The sequence below is a fragment of the Sphingopyxis sp. EU05-FHT14B03 genome (genome assembly GCF_058790875.1).
Genome location: NZ_JBYTDC010000002.1, coordinates 1,103,241 through 1,117,870, shown reverse-complemented (window position 1 = coordinate 1,117,870; position 14,630 = coordinate 1,103,241). Strand labels below are relative to the sequence as shown.

Sequence of the window (14,630 nt, the reverse complement as noted above, 5' to 3'; positions counted from 1 at the left end):
TCATGGCCCGCTATTCATTCCGTCTGCCCGACATCGGCGAAGGCATCGCCGAGGCCGAAATCGTTGCCTGGCACGTCAAGATCGGCGAGCGCGTCGAGGAAGATGCGCAGCTTGCCGACATGATGACCGACAAGGCGACCGTCGAAATGGAATCGCCCGTGTCGGGCGTCGTCGTCGAACTGGCGGGCGAGGTCGGCGACCTGATCCCGATCGGCTCGACCCTCGCGGTGATCGAGACCGACGGCGATGGAGATGGCGAGATCGAAGCGCCGCCCGCCGACACGCCGGTCGAGAAAGAAATCGTCGCGGAAACGCCGGGTGCCGAGGAAGCGTCGGTCGCCGAAGTCGCTGCGCCGGTTCCCGCTGCGACGCCTGCGCCGGCTCCTGCACCTGTGTTGGCCCCGGTAGCCGCGCCCGCACACGATCGTCAGGTCCTCGCGTCTCCCGCTGTCCGCGCGCGCGCCAAGGATCTTGGCGTCGATCTCGGCCAGATCCACGCCGAGGGCGACCGCATCCGCCATGCCGACCTCGACGCCTTCCTCCGCTACAGCGGCGGGCAGGGCTATCATGCCCCCGGCGCGAGCCGCGCGCGCGCCGACGAGCCGATCAAGGTCATCGGCATGCGCCGCAAGATCGCCGAGAATATGGCGGCGTCGAAACGCGCGATCCCGCACTTCACTTATGTCGAGGAAATGGACGTCACGGCGCTGGAGGATATGCGCGCCGACCTCAACGCCAATCGCGGCGGCCGTCCCAAGCTGACAATGCTGCCCTTCCTGATCGTCGCAATCTGCCGCACCATCCCGCAATTCCCGATCATCAATGCGCGCTACGACGACGAGGGCGGCGTGGTGACGCGTTATGGCGCGGTGCACCTCGGCATGGCGACGCAGACCGACGCCGGACTGATGGTCCCGGTGATCCGCGACGCGCAGGACAAGAATGTCTGGCAACTCGCGAGTGAAATCAGGCGCTTGGCCGAAGCGGCGCGCACCGGCAAGGCGAAGGTCGAGGAACTGACCGGCGGCACGCTGACCGTCACCTCGCTCGGCCCGCTCGGTGGTATCGCGACGACCCCGGTGATCAACCGGCCGGAGGTCGCGATCATCGGCCCGAACAAGATCGTCGAGCGGCCCGTGTTCGACGGCGACGAGATTCGCCGCGCGAAGCTGATGAATCTGTCGATCAGCTGCGACCACCGCGTCGTCGATGGCTGGGATGCCGCGAGCTATGTCCAGGCGCTCAAGAAGCTGGTCGAGACGCCGGTTCTGCTGTTCGCGGACTGAGACACCTCGTCATTGCGAGCGAAGCGAAGCAATCCAGAGCGGTTTACGCCACTCTGGATTGCTTCGCTTCGCTCGCAATGACGGAGCTATTTGTTCGGCCGGTTACAACCCCAGCCCCTGAAAGCTCGTCTGGTCGAACTTCAGCTTGAAGGTCACATAGGCCCCCGATCGCGAATAGCGGCTGTCCTCGAAATCGCGGTCGTGGAAGCCCGAGAAGTTGTAACCCAATGTGATATTGGCGTTCTTCATCGGCGCCAGCGTGACCGTCGGCCCGCCTGCCCAGCTCACCGTGTCGCCGCCGGTGCCGACACGCACGGTGCCCGACGCGCCGACATCGATATGTTCGCCGAGGTTGAAGCGGAAATCGGCGCCGAGCAGGTTCGACCAGCCCTTGACGTCGTCCGCGCCGAACTTGTCGAAATTATAGCGCGTGCCCCAGAAGAAGCCGAACTCGCCGCGCTCATACCACATCCGGTCGTCTCTGCGGCGGCCGTCCAGATCGCGATTGCCCATCGGGGTCCAGTTCACCGACAGGCTGTTGAGTGCGCGGCGGCTCGTCGCGTCGCCGTCGATGGTCAGCGCGCCGCCGCCGATCGGGCCGGGCTGGCCGGCGATGGCATCGCGGACCTTGTCCGAACGAAATTCGCTTTTGTTGAGCCATGACACGCGCGATTCGGCGGGGCGGTGCGCCCAGCTCATCTCGAAGCTCATGACCTCGGTGGTCGGCACGGTGCCGACACCGCTCGCCTTGGCGTAAGTGAAGAGCGCGCCGAGCGCACGGCCTTCGCCGAGCTGGCGGAGGCCGCCGAGCGTCAACCCGTAACGGTTCGCAAGCTCGCCATCGCGATATTCGGCGCGCCCGGTCAGCGTCCAGCGCTCGGTACGATACGTCGCGCCGGTGCTGATTGCGAGGAAGTCCTCGGTCAGCGTACCGTTTCCGCCCAGGAAACCGCCCGAGGCGACCGGCTGGTCGACGTTGAGCACGTCGCCGGCGCGGATGCCGCCGAGCGTGCGATTGCCATCGACCGAAATATCGACCGTCAGCTTCTTGCCGAGCTGGAGCGATTGCGAGAGGCCATAGGCCGCGAAGCTGCGCGGGCCATATTCGCCGATTTCCTGCTGGTTCGCGGTCGCGAGCAAGCGGGCACCAGCCCAGGGCGCCAGATCGAAACCAAGCCGCGCGGTGCGCGCCTTGATCGTGTCGCCGTCGGCGATCTCGTAGCTGCCGACGAGGTTGACGTCACGGGTCACCGCGAAACGCGCGCCGAGGCGGTGGCGGGTCGGGAAATCGACGCTCGCATCCTTGCCCCCGAGCGCGAACTCGGTCTGGGCGTCTAGTTCGAGGCGCTTTTCGAACAGGCGCTGGGTCGCGCCGAACTGGACGATGTTCGACGTGTTGCGCGTGCCGTCCGACAGCCGGTCGTCCGCGTGCGTGACACCGGCGCGCGCGACGGTGGTGCCATTGTCATATTCGACCAGCGCGCGCGCGGCGCGGCGGCGCGACCCGATGTCGAGATAATCTTCCTGCCAGGCGCTGCCGGTAACCGACAGCGTACGCGTGGCGCGCAACCGGGCGTCGACGCCGAACTTGCGCGTGCCGTCCTCGCCGCGGTTGAGCTGGCCGGCGCCGAAGCCGGTTTCGCGTTCGCGGACATAGGCGAGCACATCCATCGTGCTGCTGTGATGCTCGGCCTCGATCAGCCAGGCGGTGGCGCGCCCGGCAGCGGCGACCGCGCTGCCGGCCTTGGCCGAGGCATCGCTGACCGCCAGCTCGGCACGGATTTCGGTGTCGATGTTCGGGCGATAGCGCGCATCGACACCGCCAAGGTTGGTCTTGGCGTTGCTGTCTTCGTCGTGGATGAAGGTTGCGCCGACGCGCAGCTTCTCATCGTTCGACTGATAGCTGACGCGGCCACCGGCGTTGAGCACACGCTCGCCGATGCCGTCGACTTCATATTCGGCGACGATGAACTGCGGGTCGAGCCCCGACGAGCGGCTGAGCACCGGCTCGCGGAAGCGCAATGTGCCGGCGAAATAATCGATGTCGTAATCGATATGCCGCGTCAGGCTGCGCTTATCGATAATCCGCTCGCTGTGCAGCCGGTCGCGCGTCTCGATCACGATCCGTTCGCTGTTCGGCAGGATATCCTTGGCGCCCAGCTGATACGGACCGGTCAGGCCGTTGCCCTGGATCTCGTCGCGGCGGAAGCGGTACGGCGTATCGGCGGCGAACGCGGTCGCCGCGACATTCTTGCCGCGATATTCGGCTTTTCCGCCGTTCAGCGCGCGCTGGTAGCGGGCGAGCTGCGGTTCCGAAATGCCGGTCTCGAAATCGCCGAACATCGCATAGAATTGCGGGCGTTCGAGCCGCAGATAGAGCTTGCGCACCGAGGCGGCGTCGTAGCGCGTCTCGTTGCGGTCGGCGTAGATGGTATAATAGGCGCGCGGGTCGATCACGCCGCCGAAGAGCGCGTCGTCCTTGTCCTTGTCGCTGTCATAAGCCAGCGTCATCAGCCACTTACCGCGCACCCGGCCCTTGGCATAGAGCGCGAGGCGCGCGTCGCCGTTGAGGTCGTCGAGCGTCTCGGCGACCGGTTCCATGCGATCGTCGAGCGTGTTGTAGCCGATCGTGCCCGCGGCGAAGCCGACGACGGTCCACGGGCGGTTACCCGGATCGAGCCAGGTTTCGATCGTCTGATTGCGGGTGACCTTGTCGTCGCGAAACGCGAAGTCGATCGTCAGCGTGCCCGACGCGGTCGTCGGTTCGAGCTCGATATAGGCGATGCCGTCGTCGCCATCGATCTTCCACACTGGACGCGCGCGTTCGAGCCCCGAGAGCTGGCGCGCCCGCTGCGCATCGGCTTCGACCGCGGGGTAATAGGGGGCGGGAACGCTGAAATCGCCGGTCAGGCCGCTGCGAATGGGCTTGCCGTCGCGGTCGGTCAAGCGAACCGCGAGCATCGGGCGCGTCACGCCGTCGGCGACCAGCACCGATTTTTCGCGGATCAGCGCCGCACGCATGGGGGTGATCGAATAATGGACGCGGCGTTCGAGCGTTTCGACGGTCACTCCGTTCGCGTCCTTGACCGTCGCGACAAGACTGTTTTCGCCTTCGCGGATTTCGATGCCGCGCCACAGGCTGACCGCGACCTGGCCGTCGGCGGACTTGCTCGTGCCTTCGAAGCTCAGCGGATCGACCGGCTTGCCGTTGATCGTCAGTGCGACGCTCTGGCCCGGCGGATGCTTGATCGCGGCACGCACGGCCTTGGAGCGCGGATTATGGTCGGGGGCGGGGAACAGCCAGCCGATGCCGGGGGCCTGACCGGTCAGCCAGTCGCGATTGGCGCCCGCGGCTTCGGGATCGCTGAGCACCACGGGCGCCTCGACAGCCTGAAAGTTGGGCGCAGCGCGAGGGGCGCTGGCGATGGCGCGGAAATCGGCGCGCTTCAGCGAACCGCCGCGGCCCTGCACAAAGCGCGAGATCGCGCTGCCCGCGCTTGCCGTCGAGCGCGCGCAATCGACGGGTTCGCGGTCGAGCGGCAGCGTCGACGGGTCGATTTGCACGACATGCAGGCCCGGGCGCACGCCCTCGAAATGATAGCGGCCGTCCTGGTCGGTGACGGCATAGCTCCCGTCCTGCAGCATCACGCGCACGCCGCCGATTCCCTCGGCCTTGCCGGGGGTCACGCCGCAGCCGCCGTCGGTGATCCGCCCGATGATCGTCATCCGGTCGCCGAGTTGGTCGCGCTTGATCGACACCGTCGCCTCGGACACATTGCTCGTCGCCCCGCGATTGTCGGTCGCGGTGGCGCGGTTGAGCGCATTTCCGGGCTGTGCCGAGACGATGACTTCGGCCAGATAGGTGATCAGTACCCGCTGAGCCGGCGCAAGCGCGGGCAGGGTGATGCTGAACTCACGACCGTTTCGGGCCACGACGGGATCGATACGCGCACCATCGGCGCGCACCGTGTCGAGGCGCAGGCGCATCCCCTTGGGCAGCGCGTCGCGCACCGTCACCACACCGGTGGCGCGTCGCGCGTCGCGGTTCGACACTTCGATCCGGTACTGGATCACGTCGCCGGGCACCGCGACCTGCGTCGAGGTGGTCTTGCGCAGGATCAGTTCGCCGCCGGGCTGGTCGACCGGGATATCGATGCGCACCGGTGCCGGATCGCTGAGCGTGAACGCCGCGCCGTAGCTCCCGGTCGTGATCGTATAGGGCAAACCGTCGTCGGGACGTCGGAAACCGGCCAGAGCGGAGGGATCGGCGGTCGATGGCGCAGTGAAGGGGGCCGGTGGCTCGACGATCAGGCGATAAGTACCGGGCGCGACAAAGGGGAAGCGATAGTCCCCGGGCGGGAAATTATAGACGGTGCCGCCGCTGTCGGTGACGCTCTGGCCGGTGATGACGCTCGACGGATAGCTCGACACGCCGTCGTCGCCGAACACGCGCGCTGGCTGGCCGGTCGCGGCGTCGACGATCGTCACGCGGCTGCCCGCGACCGGGGCGCCGTCGCCGCTGTCGAAGACGATGCCGAACGGATCGACGAGGAAGCTGATCTCGGCGGTCGCGACCAGGTCGGCCTGAACGGCGTCGCTGACGCGCATGGTAACGGTCGAGCCCGGCGCGACCGACAGGCGGCAGTCGCCCGCGACCAGCGCCGGCGGAATGCTGATCGTGTTAATGATGCCGACGAATTCGCCGCTGTTTACGGCGGTTTCGGACAAGGTGATGCGCTCGCGATCGCCATTTTCAAGCTCAAGCGTCACATCGAGCGTGTCGCGCGCATTGGGATCCCTGTTGGCGGCGGCCAACGTCACGCCGACCACGAGCACTTCACCGGCGTGAAAACGTCCGGTCGGCTGGAGCGAGGCGGGATCGGTCGGCAAGGCGGCGAAGGCGCCGGCGGGCTCGATCAGGCTGGTTCCGCTATTGCCCTGGCAGCGGGTCGGGACGACCGGCGCGGACACCGAACCGAGGTTGTTGGTCAGACGATAGGTGCGGATCGTCGGCCGCTCAGGCGGGCGCGGTGTCACCGTCACATCGACGCGGTTCGACAGCGCCTGGCTGGTCCGGCCGCTCGCGGTCCATTCGGCCGACGCGGTATTGGAAATCGTCTGGGCGCGTCCCGTCGCCGCGGGCAGCGTCACTGCCGCGACCAGCGCGGTCGCAAATGCCAGGCATTTCGGGAAAAGGGTCATGGGCGCTCAGGCAAGGGGGGAGCGCCGCCGGAACCAGTCCGGCGTCGCTGCCCTCATCCTTGTTCCGCGATCAGTTGACGGTTGCGCGGAAGACCAGCGTGCGCGTCGCGCCCGCCGCCACCGTGGCGATCGTCCCCGACACGACGGGCGCGGCATAGCTGCCCCCCGCCGCACCATCGGCGTTGCAGGTGCCGCTGGTGACCGTCCCGTTGAGCAGGATCGTGCTGGCGGTAAAGGTCAACTGCGTCGGCACGCTATCGCTGATCGACACCGCCGTTGCGTCGGCGCTGCCCGTATTGGCCACCGCGATGCAATATTCGACCGTCGCGCCCGGGATCAGTTTGGGGTTCGAGGTCAGGTTGAACGGGTCGGAGATCACGCGGCTGGTCTTGGTGACCGTCAGCGTCGCCGTCTGTACCGTATAATCGTCGTCGTCGCTGTGCGACGCGTCGCGATTGGCGTCGTTGACGCCGATGCCGTCGGCAAAGACCGTATCCTTGGCCGCCGTATTGGCCCCCGCCGTCTGGCTGACCGCCGCACCCTGCGTACCGACAACACCGCCTTCACGGGCCGTGGCGCGCAGTTGCACACCCGCAACCGAGCCGTTGGCGAGACCGGTGGGGATGTCCGCGAGCACAAAGAGACGCGTGATCGCATCAGCGGCCAGTTCGTCGACATAGGTGACAAGGGCGTCGCCCGCGTCCCAACTGCCGACCGTTCCGGTCGTCGGATTGTCGCGATAAATCCGGATATTGCTCGCGTTGAAGCTGTCGGTGCCGCCATGCGCCGCCGTGCCGCCGGTGATCTGGGTGGCCGCGAGCAGGAAGTCGAGCCCTTCGTTCGACTGGTTGGTCAACTGGAAGGTCGTGATCGCGTTGGTCTGCCCCGGAACGACGTTGGTCGTCACGGTGCCGACTTCTTCGACGAGCAGGTTGATTTTGCGGTCGACCACGAAAGTGTCCGACGCGCTTTGCTGAACCTGGCTCACACCACCGACCTGGAAATCGACGGTGGCGGTATTCGTGATCGAGGCACCAGCGGTCGTGCCGGCGGCGAACGCCGGCGCGGAGGCGAAAGTTGCAATCGCCGCCAGACCCAAGGTGCCCATATTCGTCAGCTTGGTCATCAGCTGAACTCCTGGGCTTTGGTTGGTTGCCTTTCCCCACCGCCGGCAACCTTCAGGCGGCTTATTTCAAACGCTTATTTGACAACTCCACGGAACATCAGCTTGCCCGTTCCGCCCGCCGGGATCGGCTTCTGGAACGCCCAGCGGATGTGCGTGACGTCGCCCGGCTGCGCCGCACGCACCGTCCCGTCGGCCTGCCGCACGGTCATTTCGGGAAGCAGACCCCACGTCTTGCCTCCGTCGATCGAAACGAACGGCCGCGTGTCGCCGGCGTCGGCGAAACGGACCGCCGCGGGCAGCGGGTTGGTGATCACGAACTTGTCCGCCGGCTGCGCGCTCGCGTTGCGATAGTTGAGCACGAACACCAGGCGGTCGCCGGGAACGACGACCTTCGGCTCTTCGAGCAGCACGCGCTGCTTGCCGGTGGCGTCGGTCGAGACGCGTTCGACGAACACATTGTTGTCGAGCGCGACCTGATTGGCCGCCAAAGCCTGGCCGGGCAGGATTACCGCGGCGAACGCTAGGAAAAACAGGCGCATGTTCTGCTCCATCAATCGATCTTGGTTCGGAAGGTGACAGTACGGGTCTGGCCGCCGGCCACCGTGCCGAGCGCGACATTGACCCGCGTGCCATTGTAATCGCCGGCGTCGGCATCGGCCGCGTCGGTCAGTCCGGTACCGCCGAGGGTAATCGAACTCGCGATATAGCTGGTGTCGGCGGGAATATTGTCGGTGATGGCGAGGCCGTTCACCGCGCCGCTCCCGGCGACCGTCGCGACGATGGTATAGGTGATCGTTGCGCCAGGAACCGGCTCGCTGCCGCCGAACGGATCGACGATGACCGCCGATTTGACGAGCGAAACCGTCGCAGCCGAGACGACATAGGCGCCCTGGTCCTGGCCGTCGGCACCGGTCGAGCCGACGACGGCGTCGCCGCCGCCGTCGCCTTGGCCGGCGAAGCTGGTGCCGGGCGCGCCGGTGCCCGTCTTCGCCGCGGCAACCAGGCTTACCGTGCCGCGATTGCCGTCGCTGACGCCGCCGGGCGTGGTCGAAAGCACGAAGATCGTGACGCTTTTGTCGGGATCGAGCGTCGGGTCGTTGGCGCCAGGCGTATAAAGCGTGTCGGTGTTGGCATCGAAGACGCCGTCGCCGTTATCGATGTAGATTTGCGTGACCGTCGGGTCGTAATCATCGCCGCCGCCATTGGCGATCGTCGAAAGCGCGAAGCTTTCTTCGCCATTGCCGTTGTTGGTGACCGAAAAGGTGAGCAATTGCGCGGTCGCGCCGGGCGTCGTCGGGACGTCGGCGGGGTCGCTCGAATCGACCGTGACGTCGAGCAGTTCGTCGACGCGCAGGTCGACCTTGTTCGAATCGATCGTCTGGGTGCCGCCGCCGGCGTCATAGCTGGCGCTGGCGGTGTTGCTGATCGTCGAACCCGCGCGGGTGCCGGCGGCCTGGGCCTGCATCGGCAGGGCGAGCGCAATGGCAAGCGCGAGAATAGAAATGGCAGGGATGCGATACTGATGCAGCGCGCCCCCCACAGGCGCATTCACCATGATCTTTGACTCCGATTGGCTGGTCCGTGACCCCTCAATCGGCGAAAAAGGAAAATTTCTGGTTAAGCCCCCGTTAGAAAGTGCGATTCTGGCCCAGAGTTGGACAGAAGTCCGTTTGGGCGGGCCGATGCGAGCCGTCTGGCGCCGGTCGTGAAGCTGGCGTAGGAAGGACGGGTTAACAGGGAGATATGGCGCGTGGCCGAGGATCGGGGGGATAAGGATGCACGCCCGCCGCGCATCAATCCGCTGCAACAGATCGAGATCGACGATTTTCGCCGCGATCGCCTGCTCGCGGCGCTGACGCTGATCATTGGCGCGGCGTTCTGCCTCGCTTTTCCCTTCGCGCTCAAGGCGGGGGCCGAATTCTTCCTGCCGCTGACCGCCGCGATCGTCATCGCGATCGCGTTGGTGCCGTTGCTCGAATGGCTCGAGCGGCGCGGGGTGCCGTCGGCGCTCGCGTCGTTCCTCGCACTTTCAAGCTTCCTGATGCTGGTCAATGCGGCGCTGGCGATCATCGTCGTCCCCGCGACCGGCTGGTTTGCGCGGCTTCCCGAATCGATCCCGCGCATCCAGAGCAATCTCGCGCCGCTGATCGATTTCTATTCGACGCTGCAGAAATTCGTCGACCGCACCTTGATGTCGGTGGCGAGCGGGACCGAGGCTACGGCGCAGGCGGTCGCGGCGCAGGCACCGTCGTCGGTCGTCGACTATTTCATCACCTCGGCCCCGACCGCGGCGATCCAGCTGTTCTTCGCGGTGCTGGTGATCTTTTTCTTCCTCGCCGGCTGGACCCGGTTGCGAAAGGGCACGATTCGGCGGCGCGGCAGCTTCGACGGCGCGATGCAGACCGCGCGGGTGATCCAGAATGTCGTCGATGCGACCGCCGACTATCTGGCGACGATCACGATGATCAACGCGATCCTCGGGCTGCTGGTGTCGCTGTTGCTCTGGGCGCTCGGCATGCCGTCGCCCTTCATGTGGGGCGGCATCGTGTCCTTGTGCAATTTCGTGCCCTATCTGGGGCCGATCGTCGCCGCGACCCTGCTCGGGCTCGGCGGGTTGATGACCTTCGACGCGGTGGGTATCGCGCTGCTGCCGGCGCTGATCTTCATCGGCGTGCATACGATCGAGGCGAATCTGATCACCCCGCTGGTGCTCGGGCGGCGGCTGACGATCAATCCTTTGCTGATTCTGGTGTCCTTGAGCTTCTGGGGCTGGGTGTGGGGCGCGCCGGGCGCGCTGCTCGCGGTGCCCTTGCTGCTCATCCTCCAGACCGTGCTGCAGTCGACCGGAACGCCCGATCTGGCCGGTTTCCTGTTCGAGCGCGGCACGCTCACTACGGTCGACGACATGCACGACCGATTAAATCGCACCCACCCCGAAAGCGACGGTTGACAGGCAAGAGCGCGGCGCATATTGGCGCTGCTCCCAAGCACACGCGGGTGTAGCTCAGTTGGTTAGAGTGCCGGCCTGTCACGCCGGAGGTCGCGGGTTCGAGCCCCGTCACTCGCGCCATTCCTTCCATTTTCGGACGGAATGGCCACCGCGTCTTGGGAAGCTTTCCGAAGCGAAGACTGTGGATTGGGGGGGGGGTGTCAGCCCCCCCCCCCCCCCCCCCCCCCCCCACCGCCCCAATTCCATCCAGCGCAGCAGCCGCTTCAGCGGCAGGATCCATATCCAGGCGATCCCTGCGGTCAGGTAGAACAAGGCCTGGACCAGCACCGGCCAATCCCCGACCCAGGGCGACAGGCTGGCGACCAGTCCGGCCCAGACGATGATCAGCACCATGATCAGGAACATGCCGGCGGGTTTGCGCCAGCTGGGCTGCGGCTGAGGGGTCACAAACGGTCTCCGGTCACGATAAATTCCTGTTCGGTCAGCACGGCGTCGAGCGCCATGTCGGTGGATTCGATCGGCGTCGCGTCGATTTCCTGCACCGACCAGCCGACGCCGATGCGCAAGGCGTCGGGATGCGCGGCGAGCCAGCGGTCGTAGTGGCCGCCGCCCTGGCCGATGCGGCCACCGCTGCGGTCGAATCCGACCAGCGGGCAGAAGATCAGGGCCGGCGTCGCCGAATCGCTGCTGTTCGCGGGTTGGCGTGTTCCCCAAGGCCCCTTCGCAAGCGGGTCGGCGGGGCGCCAGCGGCGAAAGGTCATCATCTCCACCCGGCCGGCGTGATGGGGAAGGGCGATCCCGTGGGCCTCGGCCTTGTCCGCGAGCATCGGCAGGATATCGGGCTCGTCGCCCCAAGCCGCATAGGCGCCGGTCACGGCATGCGCGGCCACCAGCGCCTCCAGCGGCGCCGGCAGCGCCCGAAAGGCGGCAAAGCGTGTGAACTCGTCGAGATTGGCGACGAAATGGCGCCGCCGAAAGCGCAGTTTCTCGCGCAAATGCTGCTTTTGGCTCGGCAGGTCGGCGGACGTGTCGGCCATCGCCTTCTCTCTGCCTTCATCAAGTGGTTGGCGGGACCACCGTGGGTCGTTTGCTGGAAGATCCTCTGACGCCAGTAACGTCAGGTGGGGACCATATACGTCGGACCAGGGTCCGGGCAGGGACAGCCCCCTAGGATGATGTATCGCCTCAGGGATTTTCGCAAAAGCTCGTGCCGGGCAGTACCCGCCACCCCCTATGTAGGGGGGCGGCCGTGCTTCCTCAAGGGATTTGCTCGACTTTCGTCGCCAGCGCCTCGATGCGGTCGGCAATCTGGCCAAGCGCGCGTCCGTGCGCGGGCGCTGCCGGCGCGGGGACGACGGGCGCGCCCTGACGCAGCTTTTCGAGTTCATCGAGCGCCGCTTGCTCGCCGTCCGCGGCTTTTTTCGCTTCGGCGAGCGCTGCCGACTCGCGCGAGATTGCGGCGCGCAGCTCGTCGCGTGCTGCCGTTTCGCGGCTCTCGGCGAGCGCGATCGCGGCGCGCAGCGAATCGAGCTGCGGTTCGGCACTGCCCGCCTTGGTCTGCGCGTCCTGCGTCTCGTCGGCGAGCATCAGCGCCGCGAACAGCAATTGGCGCACTTCGGTGCCGCCCTGGATGCCGCGCGCCTTGGCATCGACGATGCTCGCAAGCTGGATCAGCTGGGCCTCCTGCCCGTCGGCGCAATGCACGTCATACGGGCGTCCGGCGATGGTGAGTTTGACGTCAGCCACGGTCGGCCTCCGCGATCAGCCGGTCGAGTTCGCCGATCACCGCCGCGACTTCGGCCTTGAGCGCCGACTGTTCGGCAGGGGGCAAGGGGGTTGCCGAAACGGCGGGGGCGGCGGCCGGGCGGGCGGCGCGATCGGTCAGCGCCTTTTCCATCCGGCTGAGCGCCCGCTCGATACGGCCGATGGCGAGACTGGCTTCGTCGAGTTCCATGATGCATGGCGTAGCAGCGCAATATTGCGCCCTCAAGCGCGCATTTCTTGCCCACAGCGGTTGACTCTGCGGCATCCCCCCGCAAAGGGCTGTCCCCACCGAATCCCGCCAACTGCCTATCCTTTTCCGGGGGACTTATGACACTGCCCGAACGTCAGCTCGCCAACGCGATCCGCGCGCTTGCGATGGACGCCGTCCAGGCCGCGAACAGCGGCCATCCGGGGATGCCGATGGGCATGGCCGATGTCGCCACGGTCCTGTATTCGGATTATCTGCGCTTCGACCCGACCGATCCGCACTGGCCCGACCGCGACCGATTCGTCCTGTCGGCGGGGCATGGTTCGATGCTCGCCTATGCCACGCTGCACCTTGCGGGCTATGCGCGCCCGACGATCGAGGACATCCGCAATTTTCGCCAGCTGAGCAGCCCGTGTGCCGGTCATCCGGAGAATTTCGAGCTCGAAGGCGTCGAGACGACCACCGGTCCGCTGGGGCAGGGACTCGCCACCGCGGTCGGCATGGCGATCGCCGAACGCCACCTCAACAGCCTCTATGGCGACGACCTCGTCGATCACCGCACCTGGGTGATCGCCGGCGACGGCTGCCTGATGGAGGGCATCAACCACGAAGCGATCGGGCTGGCCGGCCACCTCGGCCTCGGCCGCATGACCGTATTGTGGGACGACAACAAGATCACCATCGACGGGTCGACCGACCTGTCGACCAGCGAGGATATCGCCGCGCGCTACGCCGCGACCGGCTGGCATGTCGAAAGCTGCGACGGCCATGATCCCGCCGACATCCGCCGCGCGATCGACGCCGCGCTCGCCGATCCGCGCCCGTCGCTGATCGCGTGCCGCACGATCATCGGCTTCGGTGCGCCGAACAAGCAGGGCACGTCGGCGACTCACGGCGCGCCGCTCGGCGCCGACGAAATCGCCGCCGCGCGCGAGACGCTCGGTTGGACCGCCGCTCCGTTCGAAATTCCCGCCGATGTCGCGGAAGCCTGGTCGGCCTTCGGCGAAGTCGGCAAGAAGCGTCATTCGTTGTGGAAGCTTCGCCTCGCAAATGACGAAAAGAAGGATGAATTTTCGGAACGCATCGCGGGCAACGTGACCCCCGGCGCGGCGTTCGACGCCTATCTGAACGGCCTCGTCGCCGAACCGCCGAAGGTGGCGACGCGCAAGGCGTCGGAAAACACGCTTGGCGCGCTCACTGCCGATATTGCCGCGATGATCGGCGGCAGCGCCGACCTTACCGGTTCGAACAACACCAAAACTTCGTCGACCAAGCCACTGACAAAGGAGGATTATTCGGGTCGCTATATCTACTATGGCATCCGCGAATTCGGCATGGCCGCCGCGATGAACGGCATGGCGCTGCACGGCGGCGTCATCCCTTATGGCGGCACCTTCCTGGTGTTCGCCGACTATTGCCGCGCCGCGATCCGCCTGTCGGCGCTGCAGCAGCAGCGAGTCGTCTATGTGATGACGCACGACAGCATCGGGCTCGGCGAGGACGGCCCGACGCACCAGCCGATCGAGCATCTCCAATCGCTGCGCGCGATGCCGAACCTGCTCGTGATGCGCCCCGCCGATGCGGTCGAGACCGCCGAATGCTGGGCGCTTGCGCTGGCGCAGACGGATCGGCCGTCGCTGCTCGCGCTGACCCGCCAGAACCTGCCGCCGCTGCGTCATGACGTCACAGAAAATCTTTGCGCTAAAGGCGGTTACCGTCTTCGCGCAGCTTCGGCTGCGCGCAAGGTCGTACTCGTCGCAACCGGGTCCGAAGTGTCGCTGGCGATGGACATCGCCGACAAGCTCGAAGCCGCCGGCCATGGCGCCGACGTCGTCTCGATGGTCTCGACCGAATTGTTCGATGAACAGGACGGTGCCTATCAGGACGCGATCCTGCCGCGCGACGCGCTGATCGTCTCGATCGAGGCGGGCACGACCTTTGGCTGGGAACGCTACACCGGCCGCGACGGCTTGCGGTTCGGCATCGACAGCTTCGGCGCCTCGGCACCGATCGACGATCTCTACGCGCATTTCGGCCTGACGGTCGATGCGATCACCCCGCAAATTCTGGCAAAGCTCGGCAATTAAGGACCGG

At 66.4% G+C, this 14,630-nt stretch carries 10 protein-coding genes, 1 tRNA gene and 1 pseudogene; 4 read left to right on the top strand and 8 right to left on the bottom strand.

The window, feature by feature from the left end:
- Nucleotides 1–2 precede the first annotated feature (2 nt).
- The gene (locus AC3WS4_RS14470; RefSeq protein WP_492739550.1) at nucleotides 3–1,286 is read left to right on the top strand and encodes a dihydrolipoamide acetyltransferase family protein; all 1,284 of its coding nucleotides are present in this window, start codon (nucleotides 3–5) and stop codon (nucleotides 1,284–1,286) included.
- Between the two features lie 102 nt (nucleotides 1,287–1,388).
- Here AC3WS4_RS14470 and AC3WS4_RS14465 read toward each other — a convergent pair whose 3' ends face one another.
- The 4 genes from AC3WS4_RS14465 to AC3WS4_RS14450 form a co-directional block, all read right to left on the bottom strand.
- Nucleotides 1,389–6,488 carry a hypothetical protein gene (locus tag AC3WS4_RS14465; protein WP_492739551.1) on the bottom strand — a complete coding sequence of 1,700 codons (5,100 nt, stop codon included), beginning with the start codon at nucleotides 6,486–6,488 and terminating at the stop codon, nucleotides 1,389–1,391.
- A gap of 70 nt (nucleotides 6,489–6,558) precedes the next feature.
- Entirely contained in the window at nucleotides 6,559–7,614 is a 1,056-nt protein-coding gene (locus tag AC3WS4_RS14460; protein ID WP_492739552.1) for a hypothetical protein, read from the bottom strand.
- Between the two features lie 74 nt (nucleotides 7,615–7,688).
- Complete coding sequence (locus AC3WS4_RS14455; RefSeq protein WP_492739553.1) at nucleotides 7,689–8,153, bottom strand: hypothetical protein; 465 nt, start codon at nucleotides 8,151–8,153, stop codon at nucleotides 7,689–7,691.
- Between the two features lie 11 nt (nucleotides 8,154–8,164).
- Entirely contained in the window at nucleotides 8,165–9,169 is a 1,005-nt protein-coding gene (locus tag AC3WS4_RS14450; protein ID WP_056351257.1) for a DUF11 domain-containing protein, read from the bottom strand.
- 237 nt (nucleotides 9,170–9,406) lie between these two features.
- Between AC3WS4_RS14450 and AC3WS4_RS14445 the strand changes: the two genes are divergently transcribed.
- Both AC3WS4_RS14445 and AC3WS4_RS14440 read left to right on the top strand, forming a co-directional pair.
- Entirely contained in the window at nucleotides 9,407–10,564 is a 1,158-nt protein-coding gene (locus AC3WS4_RS14445) for an AI-2E family transporter (RefSeq protein WP_056352283.1), read from the top strand.
- Between the two features lie 43 nt (nucleotides 10,565–10,607).
- Nucleotides 10,608–10,684: transfer RNA gene (locus AC3WS4_RS14440), tRNA-Asp, on the top strand.
- A gap of 108 nt (nucleotides 10,685–10,792) precedes the next feature.
- Here AC3WS4_RS14440 and AC3WS4_RS14435 read toward each other — a convergent pair.
- From AC3WS4_RS14435 to AC3WS4_RS14420, 4 genes and pseudogenes are all read right to left on the bottom strand, one after another.
- A pseudogene (locus AC3WS4_RS14435) lies at nucleotides 10,793–11,011 on the bottom strand (DUF2842 domain-containing protein); the annotation flags it as partial.
- On the bottom strand, nucleotides 11,008–11,601 hold the full coding sequence (locus tag AC3WS4_RS14430; RefSeq protein ID WP_492739555.1) for a 5-formyltetrahydrofolate cyclo-ligase: 594 nt from the start codon (nucleotides 11,599–11,601) through the stop codon (nucleotides 11,008–11,010). The gene AC3WS4_RS14430 and the pseudogene AC3WS4_RS14435, both read right to left, overlap by 4 nt.
- Before the next feature lie 220 nt (nucleotides 11,602–11,821).
- On the bottom strand, nucleotides 11,822–12,310 hold the full coding sequence (locus tag AC3WS4_RS14425; RefSeq protein WP_492739556.1) for a cell division protein ZapA: 489 nt from the start codon (nucleotides 12,308–12,310) through the stop codon (nucleotides 11,822–11,824).
- Nucleotides 12,303–12,518, bottom strand: coding sequence for a hypothetical protein (locus tag AC3WS4_RS14420; protein ID WP_056351262.1), 216 nt, complete (start codon nucleotides 12,516–12,518; stop codon nucleotides 12,303–12,305). The genes AC3WS4_RS14425 and AC3WS4_RS14420 overlap by 8 nt, the downstream gene beginning before the upstream one ends.
- Nucleotides 12,519–12,655: 137 nt before the next feature.
- Between AC3WS4_RS14420 and tkt the strand changes: the two genes are divergently transcribed.
- A complete protein-coding gene (gene tkt, locus AC3WS4_RS14415; protein WP_492739557.1) occupies nucleotides 12,656–14,623 on the top strand; it encodes a transketolase in 1,968 nt (655 codons plus the stop codon).
- Nucleotides 14,624–14,630 lie beyond the last annotated feature (7 nt).

What these genes read in the sequence shown, in the direction of transcription:
- AC3WS4_RS14470 (WP_492739550.1), top strand. Translation starts at nt 3, where the DNA reads ATGGCCCGCTATTCATTCCGTCTGCCCGACATCGGCGAAGGCATCGCC.
- AC3WS4_RS14465 (WP_492739551.1), bottom strand. Translation starts at nt 6,488, where the DNA reads ATGACCCTTTTCCCGAAATGCCTGGCATTTGCGACCGCGCTGGTCGCG.
- AC3WS4_RS14460 (WP_492739552.1), bottom strand. Translation starts at nt 7,614, where the DNA reads ATGACCAAGCTGACGAATATGGGCACCTTGGGTCTGGCGGCGATTGCA.
- AC3WS4_RS14455 (WP_492739553.1), bottom strand. Translation starts at nt 8,153, where the DNA reads ATGCGCCTGTTTTTCCTAGCGTTCGCCGCGGTAATCCTGCCCGGCCAG.
- AC3WS4_RS14450 (WP_056351257.1), bottom strand. Translation starts at nt 9,169, where the DNA reads ATGGTGAATGCGCCTGTGGGGGGCGCGCTGCATCAGTATCGCATCCCT.
- AC3WS4_RS14430 (WP_492739555.1), bottom strand. Translation starts at nt 11,601, where the DNA reads ATGGCCGACACGTCCGCCGACCTGCCGAGCCAAAAGCAGCATTTGCGC.
- AC3WS4_RS14420 (WP_056351262.1), bottom strand. Translation starts at nt 12,518, where the DNA reads ATGGAACTCGACGAAGCCAGTCTCGCCATCGGCCGTATCGAGCGGGCG.
- tkt (WP_492739557.1), top strand. Translation starts at nt 12,656, where the DNA reads ATGACACTGCCCGAACGTCAGCTCGCCAACGCGATCCGCGCGCTTGCG.